At 49.4% G+C, this 20,435-nt stretch carries 16 protein-coding genes; 2 read left to right on the top strand and 14 right to left on the bottom strand.

Annotation, left to right across the window (positions count from 1 at the left end; genetic code table 11):
• Window positions 1-458: 458 nt before the first annotated feature.
• On the top strand, window positions 459-1,766 hold the full coding sequence (locus tag JK198_RS13555) for an MFS family transporter (protein ID WP_212708815.1): 1,308 nt from the start codon (window positions 459-461) through the stop codon (window positions 1,764-1,766).
• Window positions 1,767-1,912: 146 nt separating this feature from the next.
• Here the strand turns inward: JK198_RS13555 and pssA are convergent, their stop codons facing one another.
• The 4 genes from pssA to trxC form a co-directional block, all read right to left on the bottom strand.
• Window positions 1,913-3,268 carry a CDP-diacylglycerol--serine O-phosphatidyltransferase gene (pssA, locus tag JK198_RS13550; protein ID WP_212708822.1) on the bottom strand — a complete coding sequence of 452 codons (1,356 nt, stop codon included), beginning with the start codon at window positions 3,266-3,268 and terminating at the stop codon, window positions 1,913-1,915.
• Window positions 3,269-3,382: 114 nt separating this feature from the next.
• Entirely contained in the window at window positions 3,383-6,040 is a 2,658-nt protein-coding gene (locus tag JK198_RS13545) for a bifunctional acetate--CoA ligase family protein/GNAT family N-acetyltransferase (RefSeq protein WP_212710748.1), read from the bottom strand.
• Window positions 6,041-6,070: 30 nt separating this feature from the next.
• The gene (locus tag JK198_RS13540; RefSeq protein WP_212708813.1) at window positions 6,071-6,772 is read right to left on the bottom strand and encodes a tRNA-uridine aminocarboxypropyltransferase; all 702 of its coding nucleotides are present in this window, start codon (window positions 6,770-6,772) and stop codon (window positions 6,071-6,073) included.
• A gap of 82 nt (window positions 6,773-6,854) precedes the next feature.
• Window positions 6,855-7,274 carry a thioredoxin TrxC gene (gene trxC / locus JK198_RS13535; protein WP_212708821.1) on the bottom strand — a complete coding sequence of 140 codons (420 nt, stop codon included), beginning with the start codon at window positions 7,272-7,274 and terminating at the stop codon, window positions 6,855-6,857.
• Between the two features lie 175 nt (window positions 7,275-7,449).
• Here trxC and JK198_RS13530 point away from each other — a divergent pair, with 175 nt between their 5' ends.
• Window positions 7,450-8,442, top strand: a complete 993-nt coding sequence (locus JK198_RS13530) for a tRNA/rRNA methyltransferase (protein WP_212710747.1) — start codon at window positions 7,450-7,452, stop codon at window positions 8,440-8,442.
• Between the two features lie 104 nt (window positions 8,443-8,546).
• On the opposite strand, the gene emrB is transcribed toward JK198_RS13530, so the two are convergent.
• The 10 genes from emrB to JK198_RS13480 form a co-directional block, all read right to left on the bottom strand.
• On the bottom strand, window positions 8,547-10,112 hold the full coding sequence (emrB, locus tag JK198_RS13525) for a multidrug efflux MFS transporter permease subunit EmrB (RefSeq protein ID WP_249213330.1): 1,566 nt from the start codon (window positions 10,110-10,112) through the stop codon (window positions 8,547-8,549).
• Entirely contained in the window at window positions 10,112-11,290 is a 1,179-nt protein-coding gene (gene emrA, locus JK198_RS13520) for a multidrug efflux MFS transporter periplasmic adaptor subunit EmrA (RefSeq protein ID WP_212708810.1), read from the bottom strand. Before emrA ends, emrB begins: the two co-directional genes overlap by 1 nt.
• Before the next feature lie 146 nt (window positions 11,291-11,436).
• Window positions 11,437-11,946 (bottom strand): transcriptional repressor MprA, encoded by a 510-nt coding sequence (gene mprA, locus JK198_RS13515; RefSeq protein ID WP_212708809.1) that lies wholly within the window; start codon window positions 11,944-11,946, stop codon window positions 11,437-11,439.
• A 351-nt stretch (window positions 11,947-12,297) separates the two neighbouring features.
• Window positions 12,298-13,296, bottom strand: a complete 999-nt coding sequence (gene proX / locus JK198_RS13510; RefSeq protein WP_212708808.1) for a glycine betaine/L-proline ABC transporter substrate-binding protein ProX — start codon at window positions 13,294-13,296, stop codon at window positions 12,298-12,300.
• A gap of 51 nt (window positions 13,297-13,347) precedes the next feature.
• A complete protein-coding gene (gene proW, locus JK198_RS13505) occupies window positions 13,348-14,511 on the bottom strand; it encodes a glycine betaine/L-proline ABC transporter permease ProW (protein ID WP_212708807.1) in 1,164 nt (387 codons plus the stop codon).
• Window positions 14,511-15,704 (bottom strand): glycine betaine/L-proline ABC transporter ATP-binding protein ProV, encoded by a 1,194-nt coding sequence (gene proV, locus JK198_RS13500; RefSeq protein WP_212708806.1) that lies wholly within the window; start codon window positions 15,702-15,704, stop codon window positions 14,511-14,513. Before proV ends, proW begins: the two co-directional genes overlap by 1 nt.
• Window positions 15,705-16,085: 381 nt before the next feature.
• Window positions 16,086-17,048 carry a class 1b ribonucleoside-diphosphate reductase subunit beta gene (gene nrdF, locus JK198_RS13495; protein WP_212710745.1) on the bottom strand — a complete coding sequence of 321 codons (963 nt, stop codon included), beginning with the start codon at window positions 17,046-17,048 and terminating at the stop codon, window positions 16,086-16,088.
• Between the two features lie 19 nt (window positions 17,049-17,067).
• Window positions 17,068-19,206: a class 1b ribonucleoside-diphosphate reductase subunit alpha gene (gene nrdE / locus JK198_RS13490; protein WP_212708804.1), complete on the bottom strand. Its 2,139-nt coding sequence runs from the start codon at window positions 19,204-19,206 to the stop codon at window positions 17,068-17,070.
• A complete protein-coding gene (gene nrdI / locus JK198_RS13485; protein ID WP_212708803.1) occupies window positions 19,182-19,589 on the bottom strand; it encodes a class Ib ribonucleoside-diphosphate reductase assembly flavoprotein NrdI in 408 nt (135 codons plus the stop codon). Before nrdI ends, nrdE begins: the two co-directional genes overlap by 25 nt.
• Before the next feature lie 484 nt (window positions 19,590-20,073).
• The gene (locus JK198_RS13480) at window positions 20,074-20,388 is read right to left on the bottom strand and encodes a DUF883 family protein (RefSeq protein ID WP_212708802.1); all 315 of its coding nucleotides are present in this window, start codon (window positions 20,386-20,388) and stop codon (window positions 20,074-20,076) included.
• Window positions 20,389-20,435: the final 47 nt, after the last annotated feature.

Genomic DNA, 20,435 nt, shown 5'->3' with positions numbered 1-20,435 from the left:
TCCCCATGCGAGAGTAGGGAACTGCCAGGCATCCAATAAGACAGAAAGGCCATCCTGACGGATGGCCTTTTTGCATTGGTTTTTTAAAATCCTTCTGTACAGAATAACGGCATCTCTGTGATGTATTTCCCGTATGACTGTCTTCTTATGGCATACCCGGCGGAATAAAATGTTCATAAATTGTTCTTAACTTTCTGTACAGAAGGGCATCAGCCGCCAGTCTGTCAGTTATTACAGACAAATCTGCTTTTTCTTTGACGGAAAAACACCAGTTAATATTTTAAATCAGCTGATCTTCGCAATTAATACTAAATATCTGCGGTTTTCTCTTATCTTATGCTTCTGTCAGCACTTTTGGTTTATTGATATAACAAAAAATGATAAATAAGCTTTACTTTAATTCTGTGATACTTATGCTTGAGTGACCAATAAATGTCTAATAAAACATAAGGCCATCTATGATAAAGAGCCCCCTTTCTGCGGCAGCTTCCGCAGAAACACCAATGACCAACGCCGATCGTATCAAAGCAATTGTCGGTGCTTCCTCAGGGAATCTGGTTGAGTGGTTTGACTTTTATGTCTATTCCTTCTTCTCATTATATTTTGCGCATATCTTCTTTCCGGAAGGCGATACAACCTCGCAACTGTTAAAAACCGCAGGTATATTCGCTGCCGGATTCTTAATGCGTCCGATTGGTGGCTGGCTGTTTGGTTATATTGCGGACCGTTATGGTCGTAAAAACTCAATGCTGATCTCCGTATGCATGATGTGTTTTGGTTCACTGGTTATCGCCTGCTTACCTTCTTACACTGTCGTCGGGGTATGGGCTCCGGCGCTGCTACTGCTGGCCCGTATGTTACAGGGACTGTCGGTAGGCGGGGAATACGGCACCAGTGCTACCTATATGAGTGAAGTCGCAGTACAGGGGCGTAAAGGCTTCTATGCCTCTTTTCAGTATGTCACGCTGATTGGCGGGCAATTACTGGCTGTACTGACGGTTGTTATACTGCAGCAAATATTGTCTGATCAGGAATTACGGACCTGGGGCTGGAGAATACCGTTTATTCTCGGCGCGGTACTGGCTGTCGTTGCTGTCTGGTTAAGACGCTCACTGCATGAAACTTCTGATACCACAACCCGTAATGATAAAGATGCAGGAAGTATTACCAGCTTACTGAAAAATCACTGGCGCGCTTTTTTGATGGTTATCGGGTTTACTGCCGGAGGATCATTAAGCTTCTATACTTTTACAACCTACATGCAAAAGTACCTGGTCAATACTGCCGGCTTTAATGTGAAGTCAGCCAGCCTGATCATGACCTGCGCTTTATTGATTTTTATGGTGATACAACCATTGATTGGTGCGTTGTCCGATAAAATAGGCCGCCGTGCATCAATGCTGATTTTCGGTGCCGGTGTCGCCATCTGCACGGTACCGTTACTCACCTTATTAAAGACTCCGGGCAACAGTGGTGCTCTGACCTTGTTATTAATTACGGTTGCATTACTGATCACCAGTTTTTATACGGCTATCAGCGGCGTACTTAAAGCCGAAATGTTCCCGCCGCAAGTCAGGGCTCTGGGGGTCGGTCTGCCTTATGCATTAGCCAATGCTATTTTTGGTGGCTCTGCGGAATACGTTGCTTTGCTACTGAAGGATGTCGGCACTGAGAGTACTTTTTTCTGGTATGTGTCAGTGATGGGGGCAATTTCTTTCCTGATAGCGCTGGGGCTGCATAAGAAGGGCAAAGGAATGGCGTTGTAGTCGTTCTTGTTCCTCTGCTGGCAAGTCTGTAGTGATACCGGTGTCCGGAAACCTGTCAGGGTTTCCGGATTTTTATATCTTAGGGGATGTCAGATAAATACTGACGGAGCCGGAGAATAAGGCCCTGCGATGGCAGGGCCGGAAAATTATAAGATACGGCTGATCAGCCGATCTATCCTGATACGTCTCAGGCGACGGATCAGTTTTTTTATCCGTGCCGGATACTCGGCAATACTTTCCAGATCGTTATAGTGGTCAATCACCGAGGTATGCTCGCGGATCAGTGCCAGCTCTTTGACTTTTTGTTCCAGTAATTCATGCTGCGGGTCGTGTACCAGAATGGCATTTTCCAGATCCAGTCGCCAGGCGCGGGGATTCAGGTTATTACCGGTTAACAACATCCATTCATCATCGACCCAGATACCCTTCAGGTGATAGCTGTTCTCTCCGTCTTTCCACAGACGTACGGTCAGTTGCTGATTATCAATGTAATATTGCAGACGGCTGACAAAGCGACGCAGGTTTATTTCATATAAATATGGCAAAGCGCCGATGATTTTAAACGGCTCCCGGGGAGGGATATAAAAATCATTTGCGGTCTTATCGCCGATGATAATTTCGACCTGTTTACCCTGACGCAATAGCCGGATGATATTCCTGACCAGGATAGCCGGCAGGTTAAAATAAGGTGTACAAATAGTCAGTTTATGTTCTGCGCAAGGCATCAGATGAAAAATGGTCTGATTTAACAGGTTTTTCTTCCCCAGCCCGACGAGCGGAGTCACACTCAGCTGATCACAGACAGCCTGATCTTCAAACTGATAGTTGAAGGTACGGAGTTCCTGACGAAATAAACGGGTTTCATTTTTAATTTCGGGGCTGGAAGGTCGCCCGGCCTGGTCGAGGCGATGAACGGCTTCTGCCTGTTTCAGGTTAATATCGACCCACTCAAACATGGTATCTGCCAGCGCCGGATTACGTATGATCTGATAGCGATCGTAGCGGTAACGTTCCTGCTGATGCAGATAGACATTATTAATGCTTGCCCCGCTATAGATGACACAGTCATCTATGATAAAGCCTTTCAGATGAAGCACGCCAAGTGCTTCACGGGTATTGACCGGGATACCATACACCGGTATTGCAATCTCCGGGTTAGCACTTGCCATCTCACAATACCAGTCAGCATTGGTGACTCCCCTGGCTGCACCGATACGGCCGCGCTGGGCGCGATGCCAGTCGACATAAATCGCAATATCCAGCCGGGGATTTATCCGCCTGGCGGCATAAAGTGCATCCATCACGCTGCGTCCGGCTTCGTCATTTTCCAGATAAAGGGCGACAAGACAAATACGTGAGGTGGCCGTGGCAATTTTTTCCAGCAGGGTTCGGTGAAATTCGGCCGGCGAATAAAGGGTTGTAAAATCGGCGGCTGATTGTGAAAGGCCGGGCAGTTGCGCGAGGTATTGTTGGTGATTATTGAGTTTGAATTTTGACAACATCACTAGGCGCTTCTTCTCTGTTCAATGTATCGTCATAACCGACAACGGCATGGTCTCGATCGTGAAGTGTAACATTAACCATGTCTTGCCGTGATAATTTTACTTTTCTGTACGCTACTTTTCAGGAGAATGAAGTATCAATTGCAGAGTGACAATCCCATCCTCCGGTTGTCTTTCCACCCTGAAATTAAGCTTATGTGCCAGTGCAATCATCCCCTGATTATCAGGCATGGTAATTCCGTTTAGTTGCTGTAAGCCATGCTGACGGGTATAGAGGATCATTTTTTCCAGTAGCCGGCGGCCGAGCCCGATATTTTTCAGGTCTGAGCGGACCAGTATCGAAAATTCAGCATCAATATTATCAGGATCTGAAATTGCACGGGTTACCCCGATAATCTCTTCACCGTTAGCGGCGGGCTGAACGGCAACAATAGCCATTTCCCGATCATAATCGATTTGTGTCATATTGGCTAAATCTTCATGAGTAAACTCATTGATTTCACTAAAATACCGGTAATAAAGATCTTCTTTCGTCACCCGCGAGATAAAGGTTTTTAATCCCGGTTCATCTTCAGGAAGTATCGGTCTGAACAGGCACTGACGGCCATCTTTAAGTGTGACATTCTCTTCGAGCCTTTGGGGATAAGGGCGAATAGCGAGGCGAGCCTCACTCTCTCCGGAAAATGCCGTCAGTATCAGGGTTGCATCGAGTAAGGTCAGATTATTTCCGTCCGCCAGTAACGGGTGAATATCCAGCCGTTCAATTTCCGGGCAATCGATAATCAGATTGGAAATCTGCACCAGGCACTGACTGACAGCATTAATATCTAAGGCCTGCAGGGCATTTCTGCCCCGAATCGCACCCCGGGAGATTGCCTGAGTTACTAAAATTTTTGCCAGTGTCATATTCAGGGGCGGCAGGGCGACCACAGGGTGCTGAGCGTTTTGCCATTCACCGTGACCTTCCCCGAGAATAATCACCGGGCCGAACAGCGGGTCGGGCTGCACAGAAATACGCAGTTCTTCTGCCCCGGCGCGGCGAGCCATACTCTGGACGATTAATCCCTGAACCCTGGCTTCTGGCCAGGCGCTATGGGCTCGGGTCAGGATGGCATCGGCGGCATTCGCAACATCCGCCGCAGTCTGTAAATAGAGCATCACCCCCTGGATCCCGGACTTATGGGGAATGTCTGGCGCGCGCAGTTTCACGGCCACCGGGTAACCGATATTTTCGGCAATCGCAACGGCCTGCTGGCTATCGGCGGCGGCCCAGGTTGGCAGAGTTTGTATACCATACCCCTGAAAAATAGCCTGGACTTCATGGGTATCCAGCCGTGTATCACCTGCGGTCAGTCGCTGTTGTAACTGCTGGCGTACAGTGAGGCGATTTTCGGGTAAACGGGCAGGAAATGACGGCGTCTCACGCAGCTGTTGCTGATTCCTGCGGTATCCGACCATATGCATAAATGCCGTTACCGTGCCTTCTGGTGTTCTCCAGGTTGGAATGCCTGCCTGTGTAAAGGCTGCCCTGGCATCGCGGGAAGAGTATTCTCCGCACCAGTTGGTCAGTAAGGTGACTCGCCCGCCACGCGGGTGTTGTCTGACTAAACGGATAATTTTTTCAGCGCTCTCGCTGGCAGAAGACACGGCACTCGGGGCATGAATAATCATTAGTGCATCTATTTCATGGCTCTCCAGCAGCAGGCTGATTGCAGATAAATAGCGTTCTGTGGTCGCATCATCTTTCAGGTTCAGCGGATTAGCCACAGGTATCGACGCTGGTAACACCCGGCGAAGTGCCTGCAGGGTGTGGTGGTCCAATACTGACAGGGTGCCGTTTCTGTCGGCCAGTTCATCCAGCGCCAGCGCGGCAGGTGCCGCACCGTTACTGATAATGAATAAGCGTTCCCCGCGCAGAGGGCGCATATGACTCAGTGTTTCCACCGCTGAAAACAGCTCATGGGTATCTTTGACCCGCAGCATACCTGCCCGCTGAATGGCTGCATCCCAGGCAGCATCAAGACTGTCCGGGGTACCGAGTAATTGCCTTGCCTGCGGGCATCTGCCGCTTTTTATCACCAGGATAGGCTTGTTACGTGCAGCACTGCGCGCGGCAGAAACAAACCGCCTGGCATCGTCTGAATGTTCCAGAGAAAGCAGAATGGCACTGGTTTTACTGTCCCTGGCAAGAAAGTCGAGTAAATCGTCCGCATGTATATTGATACTGTCTCCGAGGGCGATAAACCACGAAAACCCGAGATTTCTTTGCTGCGCCCAGTCCAGCAGGGTATTAGAGACGGCGGCAGACTGTGAAATAAAGGCCAGCTTACCGCACCGGATAGGCACCGGAGAGAAACTGGCGTTCACCCCCTGCCAGGGCGATAACAGTCCCAGGCTGTTGGGGCCGAGGATCCGGATACTCCAGCGTCCGGCACAGGCTTTCAGCTCACGGAACTGGTCACGCGATGCGGAAAGAATAATACAGGCTTTACAGCCTTTTTCTGCCAGCTGTTGCAGTATGTCAATATTACGCTTTGAATGGGTACAAATAACGGCCAGATCCGGCACCAGCGGAAGTTGTGCGATATCAGGAAAGGCCAGTACGCCACACACAGCCTGCCAGCCAGGGGTTACCGGAAGTATCGGACCGCTGAATCCCCCTGCCAGTAAGTTACGCATCATCAGATGACCGGCACTGCCAGGTTTATCTGATGCGCCAATAACTGCAATGGATTTGGGTTTTAGTAATGCTTCCAGGCCTTTCTGGCTCATCGTTATCCTCCGGACATCAACTATTTGAGTTTAACCGGTTTGTGGCTGTTGTTTCGTGAGGGAGGCCTGATGTGAAGGTTTCCCTGCCAGATAACGCTGCCGGAAATTTTCAAAATGAGTAAGCAGTCCGCTGGCAGCGGCGCTGTCTCCCGATTGCTCCAGCAGTGCTATCGCAATTTCGGCGGTACAGTGCTGTCCGGCAGAGGGGGATTCACGCAGGCTGTAATCAGAGGGACGGGTAACATTTAATGACATTACCGGAAATTTATCCAGCCAGGGGCTTTTGCGAAACATTTTCGCCGCTTCAGTCCAGGTACCATCCAGCATAATAAATAGCGGCGGTTTTCCACTGCGAGGCGGAGTGGTCATCACCTCTCTGCCCGGAGCGGCATAATGACCGGGAAATACCACTAAAGGGCTGACCCGGGGATCGTTCACTGCATCCAGTAATGGCTGTGGCGGGGCGGTACGTGACCATTCAAAAGCAGTTGTACCGGGTAAAATATCTGCAATTAACCGGCCGGTATTGCTGGGTTTCATCGGCTCGGTATCAAACATCACCAGACAAAACTGGCTGCGGGCAGGTACCGGCGTAATAGTTTGGCACAGGCAGCGGGGAACCGGTAACAGGCAGCGCTGACAACGGACTACCCGGTTTCCGCGGGCCAGAAACGGACGTGTAGCTCTTGCCAGACGTTGTGCCCTGAGTGTCAGGACGGCATTTTCCAACATAACTTTTCACTAACAGGGAAAAAGCGCAGTGTAATAGAAAAGCGCATTCCTGCGTAGTCCGGCCCGGTTGTTTAATGACAAATCATAATGATTCGTCCAGCCATTGTTCAAACGACGCTTTCGGCAGTGCTCCGGCCAGGGTATCCAGATGCTGACCTTTACGGAATATCATCAGTGTCGGTATGCTGCGGATACGAAAACGGCTACTGAGCGCAGTTTCCTGTTCTGTGTTTACTTTAATAAAACGGATTTGTCGGGCGCGCTGTTCTGCAACCTCTTCAAAAACCGGGGCGAAACCGACACAGGGGCCACACCAGGGCGCCCAGAAATCGATCACTACCGGCAGGTCATCCTGTAACAGTTTGTCCAGCGTAGCGCTGGTGGCATTAATAACCTCGCCGTCAAACAGCTGAGCTTTACAGCGACCACATTTTGCAGCTTCGCTGATCTGTTCTTCTGCGAGTCTGTTGGTGGCAAGACAGTGGCTGCATACAGTATTCATCATCACCTCGGGTTGGGATTATCCGGTAAAACTACCTATTATTATCAGAGATCATGACAGACGGAGCCAGCAGGATCTGTCGATAGCTATAATAGATGACGGCATTAAAAACAAAGTTGATAGATTAGAAGCCTGACATCAGGTAATCTTCGCGCTCGAGGAACAGGAGGAAAGAATGAGCGACGATTTAAAAGGCAAAAGCAGTAAAGTAAAAGTGATGTATGTTCGCAACGAGGATAATACCCGTCAACGTACCGGTAACCCGCGGACAGGCAAAGGAGGTCACTCTCCGTCACGTCAGCAGGAGCCAGGTCGTCGTCAGGAAGAGAAATCCCGTTCCCCGTGGCGTACCGTATCCCGTGCTCCGTCGGAAGCGCCCCTGAAACCACAACCGGATACCGGCGTCAGAAATATTGTTGACCCGGAAGTTATCCGTAAACAGCGTCAGGAAGAAACCCGGGTTTACGGTGAGAATGCCTGCCAGGCATTGTTCCAGAGTCGTCCGGAATCCATTGTCCGCGCCTGGTTTATTCAGAGTGTGACACCGCGTTTTCGTGAAACGCTGCGCTGGCTGGCGGCTAACCGCAAAGCCTATCATGTGGTCGAAGATGCTGAACTGGTTAAAGCGTCAGGGACTGATCATCACGGCGGCGTCTGTTTTATCATTAAAAAGCACATGGGGCAGTCCGTCAGTGAATGGCTGGAACAGGCGGCGGAGAAAGAATGTGTGCTGGCGCTGGAAAACGTAGGTAATCCACATAACCTGGGTGCCATCATGCGTAGCTGTGCTCACTTCGGTGCCAAAGGTATTCTGGTCGATGATGCTTCTTTGCTGGAGTCCGGTGCTGCTGTTCGTACGGCAGAAGGCGGGGCAGAGCATGTGCAGGCCATTACCGCCGGCAGTTTCGCCGAAGGGCTGGATGCATTCCGTCAGGCAGGTTACACCATAGTGACCACCTCCAGTCATGCAGGAAAACCATTATCGGCCACTGAACTGCCGGAAAAAATGGTACTGGTGCTGGGCCAGGAAAGTGATGGTCTGAAAGAGTCGACCCTGAAACAGGGTGATATCAGTTTGTCGATTGATGGTACAGGCAGTGTTGAAAGCCTGAATGTTTCGGTGGCAACCGGCATTCTGCTGGCCGAATGGTGGCGGCAGAATCATTAATCAGTAAAAAAGCGCCTCGCGGCGCTTTTTTTTGGTCGGCGAATTGTACTGTTGCCCGTTACCTGCGGCGACTGACTAGCAGAATACCGTGATAACTCAGGGCATCAGTGAGCCCCTTCAGCCTCGCTTTTCCCGCCACCACCGCTGCCGAATGGCGGTCTGGCAAACCAGATGGTGACCAGCAGTAAAATAAAGATCCCTCCTGCGACCCAGAAAATTTCATTGGCTGAAATAATCAGTCCCTGGTTAGTGATTTGCTGTGCCAGATAACCGGAGGCTTGCTGGTGGCTCATCCCCAGAGATTCCAGCTGCTGATACATCTGCTGTGAATTAGGATTAAACGGATTCACCGACTCAGTCAGCTGACTGTGGTGCAGGGATTCCCTGTTACTCCACAGAGTTGTCGTGATCGAGGTTCCGATCGATCCGGCTAACGTCCTTAAAAAATTAGACAGACTGGATGCTGCAGCCATTCGCTCCGGAGGCAGTCCGGACAACGTGATGGTGGTTAATGGCATAAAGAAGCAGGCCACTGCAAACCCCTGTATAAACTGAGGCCAGGCTGAGGCTGCAAAATTCATCGCCGGCTCGAAAGTATAGGCCCGCCAGTAAAAACAGACGGCATACATAATAAAGCTGAACGTGACCAGCCAGCGCATATCTATTTTATGGGCGAAACGACCGATAACAGGTGAAAGGATCACCGGTAATATCCCTACAGGTGCCGAAGCCAGACCTGCCCAGGTGGCGGTATAACCAAAGACCTCCTGTAATAGTTGTGGCAGCAGGACAATGGTGCCGAAATAGAGCATGTAAGCAAGACTGATAGAGACGCAGCCGATGGTGAAGTTTCTCGATTTAAATAACGATAAATCGACGATCGGATGGTCATCTGTCAGTTCCCAAATCAGCAGGACCAATAGTGCCACTACCGCAAACACCGTCAGCGTGATAATTTCGTCTGAATTAAACCAGTCGAGTTCTTTGCCGCGATCCAGCATAACCTGCAGGCAGCCAATACCAATGATCAGGCTGATTAATCCGACCATATCGATGGGCTGACGGGTGATTTTGGTTTCTCTGCCGCGGATGGTTTGCAGACTTAAGAAAATAACCACAACACCAATAGGGACGTTAATAAAGAATATCCAGCCCCAGTGGTAGTTATCACTGATCCAGCCACCCAGTATCGGGCCACAAATCGGCGCAACAATCACCGTCATCGCCCATAATGACAGGGCGATACTGCGTTTGGCCGGCGGATAGTTATTCAGCAGTAAGCTTTGGGAAAGAGGGATCAGCGGGCCTGCGACTACCCCCTGAATAACACGGGAAAAGATCAGCATAGTCAGGCTGCTCGACATTCCGCATGCCCAGGAGGCAATAGCAAATGCGACGGTCGATAGCATAAACAGTTTCACTTCACCGAAGCGTTTTGCCAGCCAGCCAGTCAGTGGGATCGAGATAGCATTGGCTACCCCGAAGGAAGTGATCACCCAGGTGCCCTGGGAGTTTGAGGCTCCCAGGTTACCGGCAATGGTGGGGATCGCGACGTTGGCAATGGTGGAGTCCAGTACCTGCATAAAGGTTGCCAGAGATAAGGCAATCGTCATCAGAACCAGCTGAGCACCTTCAAGCGGTTTTTGCGCCATGACTTTCTCCCCGGCCATCAGCCGGCATTGGCCTTGATAATGGCAGAGATCATCTGATTAACCTTATCAAGCGGTAATTCCAGGGCATTACTTTCATAGGCCGGTGTTTTACGGACGACGCTGGCCAGTACTGCTCCGTTTTTATCGGAAGTATCGACGGTCACCAGTGTTGATAAACCAATTCGCAGCGGATGTCTGGCCAAATCCTGAGCATCGATATCGACCCTGACCGGCAGACGCTGGACAACCTTGATCCAGTTACCGGTAGCATTCTGGGCCGGTAACAGAGAAAAGGCACTGCCGGTTCCCATATCCAGGCCGACAACTTTGCCGTGGTATACCACATCGTCGCCATAGATATCGGAAACAATTGTCGCCGGCTGACCGATCCTGACATCTGCCAGCTGGGTTTCTTTAAAGTTGGCATCAACCCATAATTGTTTGTCAGGCACTACCGCCATCAGTGAGCTGGAAGGGGAAATTTGTGATCCGACCTGAACACTGCGTCTGGAAACATAACCGTCAACCGGGCTGCGGATATCGGTACGTTGTAAGGTCAGCCATGCATCACGCAATGCAGCGGCACTTTGTTGTACCGCTGGCTGGTTTTCCAGTGAGGTATTCAGCAGAATTGCCTGGTTAGCATTGTATTGCTGTGTCGCGACATCCAGAGCTGCCTGAGCACTGGTCACTGCATCACGGGCGTGTTGTAAATCTTCACGGCCAATTAACTCAGCCTTACCCAGCGGGATACGTCTTTGTAAATCAGCTTCAGCCTGAGACAGCGCGACTTTCTTCAGGGTTATATTGGCAAGATACTGTTTACTGTTAACCATCTGCTGGCGGGTCTGACGGACGCTGGACGCAAGCGCCGTCGTGGCTTTTTCAAATGCCTGCTGTGCATCGGTTTTATCCAGCGTCACCAGGGTATCGCCTTTTTTCACATAGTCTGTATCTTCAAACCATACTTTTGTCACGCTACCGGAAACCTGAGGCATAATAATGACCTGATTACCGGCCACATAAGCATCATCTGTATCCTGATAATGGCTAAGGACTAAAAACCAATAGGCCAGATAGCCGATAGCAACGATACAACAAACCACGGCTAACAGAATCAGCAGGGTTTTACGTTTTTTCTTTTTACTGTGGGGACGTGCTGCCCCGGATTGCAGAGTTTCTTCACCTGCACTCATAGAATTTCCCACCCGTCATAAATTTTCAACAGCCTAACATCCCGCGATACCAGCATTTTTTTGCTGGTAAAGGCGCGCAAGCATAACGAAAACGGAGCGCCTGTCTTTAGCACTTGGTGACTTATTACTATCAGGTTACTGAATAGTTATGCTTTACGATCCATCTGATCAAGACGGCCAAGTAACTTACGGGTAATACTCTCTAATTGTTGCTGTTCTTCATCCGACAGTACCGCCCAGAGATGCTTCAGGCTTTGGTGTTGGGGGGGCATGACTTCACACAGAAATTCATATCCCTGTTCCGTCAGGTGTAAATGCAGGCAGCGACGATCATCGCTGCTTTCCTGACGTTCAATCCAGCCACGTTTTTCCAGCTCATCGGCAATCCTGGTGGCGTTGGTTCTGGAAGAACCTAATGCTGAACTGAGTTCGGAAGGCTGGATACTCTGATTTTTACGTGCATCCAGTGTGACCAGTGCAGTGAACAGAGTGTCGTTAATTCCGCGTTCTTTCAGTATTTTGTTGCGGTTATCGAGCAGTTTTCCCTGAATATGCATACATAACCGGGTCAGCAGCATCTCTCTTAACGGATAATTGTTATGGCGCTGGACCAGAACATGCAGCATTTCTTCAATCGGAGTAAATGAACTTTCCACGCAAATACCTCATTGCAAAATTTTTCAGGATGTTATTTCAGACAGATCACTGTGACCGCTCTGCGTTGATAGCGACCGTCACTTAATTACCCCCGGGAAAACAGGGATATTATCATCATGTAATTATTACTGATGGGAAAGTCACCTGACTAAAACTATATGTCGCTAACGATATCAGACCCCCGGTCAGGTTAATAGACTATGAGGGCTTTTTTGTCGGGTCTGGTGGCAGGAATGTGCGATCCGGCGCGGACTGGTGAAGGCTGCGATAAAGGAAAACGGATAACAGCAACAGGAGAGGAGATATAAAAAGGACAGCCGAAGCTGCCCCTGGAAATGATGACCCGTGGATCAGGATTTAGCGGCGGCTAAAGCATCATTAATCCATTGGTTAAATACTGCCTGATGGGCGTGGATCCAGCCATCAACCTGACGATTAACATCAGCATCGCTGCTTTCGCCAGCATTCATTCGGGCATTCTGGGCATTAATATCCGCCAGCGGCAGCTTCATTTCAGCGAACAGTCTGGCTGCTGCCGGGTTTTTCTCTGCCCATGCTTTGTTGGCAACAATATGCATGGTATTTACAGGGAAACCGTAGTTGGCACCGTTAGGCAGTTTGGTATCGACATTTTTCTGGGCGCCAGGCAGTGAGGAGAATGGCACCTGCAGCCAGACCACATCACGGCCCGGTTTCAGAACGTCACTCACCCAGTAAGGTGTCCAGGTATAATAAAGGATAGGTTTACCCTGTTTATAACGGGCAATCGTATCCGCCATCATCGCCGAATAGTTACCCATATTTGCCTGGACCGTATTTTCCAGCTGGTATGCTTTTACCTGATGGTTAATGACTGCTTCACAACCCCAGCCCGGGGTACAACCCGTCAGATCAGCTTTACCGTCACCGTTGGCATCAAACAGTCTGGCGATTTTCGGATCTTTCAGTTGTTCAATATTCGTGATGTGATATTTCTCAGCGGTTTTTTTATCAATCAGATAACCCTGAGCCGCGCCGGTAACGTAGGTACCTTCCCGATAAAAGACCTTATCGCCGCCCGCAGCAAGATACATATCATCATGCAGTGGTTGCCAGTTGACGGCGGTAAAGGTCGCATCACCGGAGGCAATTGAGGTATAGCCGACGTTATAATCAACTTCATCGGGCGCATCAACTTTATAGCCCAGTTTTTCCAGCGCACGGCTGACCAGCAGCGTCTGAAAGGTTTCGCCGCTGATAGTGCTCTGTACCGGTTTAACGGTGATCCCTTCGCCCGGCAGGCTGGCGGCATAACTCTGACCAGCCATCAGCAGGGTCAGAGTGGTTGCTGTCATAATTAACTTACGCATAGTCATTCCTCATTGTGCGATGGATGCCCGCACTGCGCGGGCATCCGTCGGTTATTTAGCGGGTGAACTTTTTACAAAAGGACGCAGCAGCAGACCAACAGGGCCGGTCAGATACCAGTGGCGTTGGGGACGGGTACGTTTATCTTTACCGACAGACTGTGTCAGGCGGTCAAGAATAATCGCCAGGATAACAATACCGACACCGCCGACTGTTGCCAGTCCCATGTCCAGGCGACCAATGCCGCGCAGTACCATCTGGCCCAGGCCCCCGACGGCAATCATTGATGCAATAACAACCATCGACAAAGAAAGCATCAGTGTCTGGTTAACACCGGCCATAATGGTGGGCATCGCCAGCGGCAGCTGTACCTTGAATAGCATCTGTCGCGGGCTGGCACCAAAAGATTCACTCGCTTCAATCAGATCGGCAGGAACCTGTTTAATCCCCAGAATAGTCAGCCTGATAATTGGCGGCAGTGCAAAAATAATGGTGACAACCACTCCGGGAACATTACCGATACCAAACAGCATCACAATCGGGACCAGGTAAACGAAGGCCGGAGTTGTCTGCATCGCATCAAGGAACGGACGGATAATTTTTGCCGCCCGATCACTACGCGCCAGCCATATTCCCACCGGTAAACCGATAACCACACAGAACAGTAATGAGGTTAATACCAGTGACAAAGTCACCATCGCATCACTCCAGGCACCGATAGCACCGATAATCACCAGTGATGCCAGGGTGGCAATGCCCATACCGGGGTTGGTCATCTGCCAGGCGATAAGGGTAAAAATAAGTATCGCGACCGGAGATGGCATTGCTGTCAGCAAGTGCTGGAAGGTGCTGAGGATAAAGTCCACCGGCACACGAATGCCCTGGAATACAGGACGGAAATTACCGACCACCCAGTCAATCGCATGGGTAACCCAGCTATCCAGCGGGATTAACGTTTTATGGAAGGGATCCATAATATTAAAATGTTCATGGGTAACCGGTGGCGGCGTATTCAGCCAGTCATTAGCGGATGTTGCGGCATCATGACCGCCGCTGTTACCCGCAGAGCCCCAGGCATCTGCAGAACCAGTGCCGCCGGACCCGGAAGCCGGAGGAGAGGATGACCAGGGGTCACTGCTGCCGGTTGTCGCCGGTGCGGCAGAAGTGCTGCCGGATGATGCGCTGTCACCCCATGGATTATTATCTGGTTTACTCATTACTCATTTCCCTCGCGATCCAGAGCCCGTAACAGACTGCTTTTTGAAATTATGCCGATATATTGGTTATCTTCGTCGGTGACCGGAACAGCACAGGGTGCGGCGGCCACATGGGAGAATATTTCATTCAGCGGTGTTGCAGCAGGAATAGGATCCGGGGAATTAAGAAAAGCACTTTCCAGCGGAGATCCGGAATCCAGGGCTTGTTGTAACGAATCACCCGAGACAATACCGGCAAATTTTTGCTTATCCAGTACATAACCATATTCCCGATCCTGATCACGTAATAATTGTAATGCAGTACGCGGACCAAAACCGGGAGCTTTACGCATTAGCGTATTTGCTCCGCGGCGGGCGATATCTTTCGCACTGAATACCTGGCTAATATCGACACCACGGAAAAATGTTTTCACATAATCATTGGCCGGGTTATTCAGGATCTCATCCGGAGTACCTACCTGAACAACTTCACCATTTTGCATAATTGCAATCCGGTCACCGATACGCATTGCTTCATCAAGGTCATGAGAAATAAAAACAATGGTACGTTGCTGACGGGTTTGTAATTTGATTAATTCGTCCTGCATTTCGGTTCTGATTAACGGGTCGAGGGCTGAGAATGCCTCATCCATTAATAAGATATCCGGGTTTATTGCCAGTGCACGAGCCAGCCCGACGCGCTGACGCATACCTCCGGATAATTCGTCCGGCCAGGAGTGAGCGTATTTTTCCAGCCCGACCTGTTTCAGAGCTTCCAGTGCCTTTTCTTCGCGTTCCTGTAACGGAATACCCGCCAGTTCCATACCAAATGCGGAATTATTAAGTACCGTCATATGTGGCATTAATGCGAAAGACTGGAAGACCATACTGATTTTACTGCGACGAATATCTCTTAGCTGGGATTCCGGAATTTTAGCGATATCCAGTCCGTCGATAAGAACCTGACCGCGAGTGGGCTCGATCAGACGATTGAGAAGGCGAACCATAGTGGATTTACCCGAACCGGATAATCCCATGATCACAAATATCTCGCCTTCTTCAATGGCCAGACTGGCATTGTTGACGCCAACAGACAGCCCTGTTTTTTCCAGAATATGTTCTTTGTTGAGTCCCCGTTCAAGATATTTAAACGCTTTGCCCGGGTGGTCACCGAAAATTTTATAAAGATTTTTTACTTCGAGTTTAATTGCCATTCAGTCGTATTATCCTGAGTTATATTTATTTTTTCATGGGGTTATGGTGTCCGGAGGGTGATATACGTATTTAACCGTACCATACTGAGATTATCTGACAACCCTTGATTTAAATATTTTGACTCTGAAAGTGACTGATATTCCGGCTGATGCCAGTGATATCAAGGGATAAGAAGAAATACCATGAGTGATGATTATTTGACTGTTGTGGTTAATTCATTGTTAATAATAAAGTACGGTACTTCTTCTCTGGCGGAGGGGAAATAAAGTGCTGCGGGCACAGGATTTTCGCTATTATTATTTTTTCATTTCCCTGTTATTTCAGAGGGGCGGATACGTTTTTTCAGGAAATAACGGGGAAGATATCCCCGTTATTTTTGATCAGAAATTCCAGTCGTCATCTTCGGTAACTGTCATATTTCCTATGACGTAAGATGAACCAGATCCGGAGAAAAAATCATGATTTTCATCTGCATTTGGAGATAATGCGGTAAGAATCTCCGGACTGACATGGCTTTCGTTGGCAGAAAATAATGCCTCATAGCCAAGGTTCATTAGTGCTTTGTTAGCGTTATAGCGCAGGAACATCTTTACTTCATCACACCAGCAAGTTTCCCCATACAGCTGGTCTGTATATTCCAGTTCATTATGATATAACTGCTGTAATAATTCCCGTGCATACTGTTGTAATTCATCCTGTTGTTGTGTGGACAATTGTTGCAATTGTTGCTGATATTTATAACCAATATAATAGCCGTGGACCGCCTCATCGCGGATAATTAAACGGATAAGATCTGCTGTGTTGGTCAGCTGCCCGCGGCTGGACAGATGCATCGGTAACCAGAATCCAGAGTAGAATAAAAAAGACTCGAGGAAAACACTGGCAATTTTCTTTTTCAGCGGGTTATCTGCACAATAATTCTGCAGAATTATTGCTGCTTTGTCCTGCAACGCCGGGTTACTCTCACTCCAGAGATAAGCGTTATCGACATCCGCAGAGTGACAAAGTGTGGAAAATACAGAACTGTATGAGCGGGCATGGACGGCTTCCATAAAGCAGATGTTGGAAAAAACAGCTTCTTCGTGAGGCGTCACAGCATCAGCCATCATTGCCACGGCACCGATAGTATTTTGCAGCGTATCCAGTAGTGTCAGACCGGTAAAGACCCGCAGGGTCAGCGTCTGGATGGCAGGACTCAGGGTTTGCCAGCTGGTCTTATCATTGGACAGGGGAATTTTTTCCGGCAGCCAGAAATTACTGGTTAGCCGGTTCCAGACTTCCAGATCTTTGTCATCTTCAAGACGGTTCCAGTTAATTGCCTGAACCTGTGTCATATTTCGCATAATATATTCTCTTTTCTGGTTACAGTGCACAGGCGACACAACCTTGCAGTTCAGTCCCTTTTAGTGCTGTCTGACGGAGTCTGATGTAATACAGGGTCTTGATCCCTTTTTTCCAGGCGTAAATCTGCGCTTTGTTAATATCACGGGTCGTGACATCGGCATTGAAAAAGAGTGTCAGTGACAGCCCCTGGTCGACATGTTGTGTTGCTTCGGCATAAGTATCGATAATCGCCTGCGGGCCAATCTGATACGCATCGGCATAGTAAGCCTGATTTTCGTTTGTCAGATAAGGCGCCGGGTAGTACACCCGCCCGAGTTTTCCTTCTTTACGAATCTCTATCCTGGCGGCAATCGGGTGGATACTCGACGTTGCGTGGTTTATGTAAGAGATTGATCCGGTTGGCGGGACGGCCTGTAAATTACTGTGATACAGGCCGCAGGCCATCACTTGCTGTTTCAGACGCAGCCAGTCATCACAATCAGGCAGGGTTATACCTGCCTTACGAAACAGTGCCGCGGCTGTTTCGGTACGTGGCAGCCAGCGACGTTCGGTATATTTGTCAAAAAAATGGCCACTGGCATAGGCTGACTGTTCAAAACCACTGAAACGCTGCTGACGCTGGCAGGCAATTTCGCAGGAGGTTTTGATGGCATAATAGGCAATGCAATAAAAGTAGAGGTTAGTGAAATCGAGAGCCTCTGGTGAGCCGTAGAGGATCCCCTCACGTGCCAGATACCCATGCAGGTTCATTTGACCCAGACCGATCGCATGGGAAGCCCGGTTACCGGCTGCCACCGAAGGGACTGCATTGATCTCACTCATGTCCGAGACGGCAGTTAATGCCCTGACAGCCACGTTAACTGTTTGTTCTAACCTGCCGGCATCCATCACGTTGGCGATATTCAGGGATCCGAGATTACAGGAAATATCTTTCCCTGTTTCACGATAACTTCCATCTTCATGGTATTCACTGGCCTGATTCACCTGCAGGATTTCCGAGCACAGATTACTCATATTGATCCGTCCGGGCAGGGGATTGTGCCGGTTAACCGTATCTTCAAACATCAGGTACGGATAACCAGACTCACACTGGATAGCGGCCAGAGTCTGGAATAATCCACGGGCAGAAATATAGGTTTTACGGATCCGATGGTCGGCGACCAATTGATGATACTGTTCATTGATACTGATATCGGCGAAGGCTTTGCCATACACCCGCTGGATATCATAAGGCGAAAATAAAGCCATAGACTGGTTTTCTCTGGCGAGACGGAAGGTTATATCCGGTAATACAACGCCCAGAGACAGGCTTTTGATCCGCGTTTTTTCGTCTGCATTTTCCCGCTTAGTGTCGAGGAAAGGTAAAATATCCGGATGATGAGCATGCAGCCATACGGCCCCCGCGCCCTGGCGAGCACCCAGCTGATTAGCATATGAGAAGGCATCTTCCAGTATCTTCATCACCGGAATCACCCCGGAAGACTGACGGGCTATTTTTTTGATCGGCGCGCCCTGTTCTCTTAAATTACTCAGACAAAATGCGACACCGCCGCCGCGTCGTGAAAGTTGCAGTGCAGAGTTCACCGCCCGGCCAATCGATTCCATATTGTCTTCAATGCGTAACAGAAAACAGGAGACAAACTCTCCCCGTTGTTGTTTACCGCAATTCAGAAAGGTCGGTGTCGCCGGCTGAAAGCGCCCCTGCAAAATATCATGCAGTATATCGGTCGCCAGTTGCTGATTTCCGCGGGCAAGGGTTAATGCCACCATACAACAACGCTGGGGGAAGTTCTCAAGATACTGGCTGCCATCGAAGGTTTTCAGAGCATAGCTCTGATAAAATTTCAGTGCGCCGAGGAAGGTGGTAAACCGGTGGCCTGCCTGTTCCGCCTGCTGGTGGAGATCGGTAATGAAACGCAACGGATACTGATTAAAAACACCGGCATCGTAATAACCCTCATCCGCCAGATAACGCAGCCGTTCAGCAATACCTGAAAAATGGCGGGTCTGTGCAGCAATATGTTCACGGGTATAAAGATCAGCAGCCTGCTGATCTTTTTCAAAAGGGATATTTCCCTGTGCATCGTAGAGGTTCAGCATCGCATTCAGCGCGTGAAAATCTTCTGCCGGGGTTAGGGTTGGGTATATTGTTGCCATAATTTCTCGACTCCGCGACGAACGTTAATTAAATCTTCGGCTGTGCCCAGCAGCTCTGTATTGCTGATACAGGGAACAGCACATTTTCTTGCGATAATCTTTGCCGCCAGACAGTAACCGGCGCCAAAGTTACGATTTCCGGTCCCGATAACCCCGCACAGATATTTCCGGTAATCCGGATTATTTAAAAAGTGAATAACCTGTCGAGGCACACTGCCCCGTATCTCTCCACCCCCATAGCTTGGTACAACCAGCAGGAAAGGGCGTGTTACCGCAAAGCTGACGGGGTTGTCCAGCGGGATGCGGTATGCCTCGAGCCCCAGCCGCTGTACGAAACGATGGGTATTTTCAGAACGACTGGAAAAGTAAATCAACGGAAACACTGGTTATGATCTCCTTTATGCTGGCGCTATGGCCTGGTGCTCTTGGTTTTACTATCAATCAGTATTATTGTGATTCTCATTCTCATCTGTGGGTTAAAAAAAGCACCGGAGAGAACGCACCTGAGAGATAGCAGGGTTTGCATCACCATCCCTGCTGAAGATACTATATCTGGATTTTAAATATATCAACACACACAATATATGGTATTTCGAGGGGGGTTCCCGCACTTGCTCACAGGACGGACAGAAAAATAAAATGATCACAGGGGGCCTGGGTGGTCAGCATAGGGGGTGATGGCAGCCTGAATAACAGCAATGATGCAGGACGGCAGTCAGACCGTGCGGAGCCGATGACAGAGGGTCAGTATCGCAAATATACAGGCAAAGATTAGACGACAGGGCGCTAATATCATGCCCTGTCGTTTATCAGAGCAGGTGACGTGACCGGCAGAGTGACGGGCCGGTCAGGCTAAATCCTGAGCGCTCAGCGTTTTGCCAGCAGAAAGCCGAATACAACCCCCAGCGCAGCACCTATGCCGGTTGCCGGCAGCGGGTTCTCGCGTACCCAGCTATCAACGCTGCATCCGGACTGGCAAAACTTATCTTTTAACTTTTCCTGACCGTCATCCAGAGAGGTCCGGGCTTTTTTCAGTAATCGTTCAGCATTTTTACGGGCGTCCTCTAAACCGTCTTTTGCGTCATCGCTGTACGAATTCAGCAGTGCTTCAAGACTGTCCGCCAGTTCACCAATTTCCAGTTCACTTTTATTAATCTGTGATTTCTCTGCTTCAGTTGCCATTTTTATCTCCGTTATTTCCGGTTCCGGTTAATAATTATAGCCAGCTA

This window comes from Tatumella sp. JGM91 (genome assembly GCF_018257575.1).
In the GTDB taxonomy this organism is placed as follows: Bacteria; Pseudomonadota; Gammaproteobacteria; order Enterobacterales; family Enterobacteriaceae; genus Tatumella; species Tatumella punctata.
This window is presented reverse-complemented; position numbering and strand designations above follow the sequence as displayed.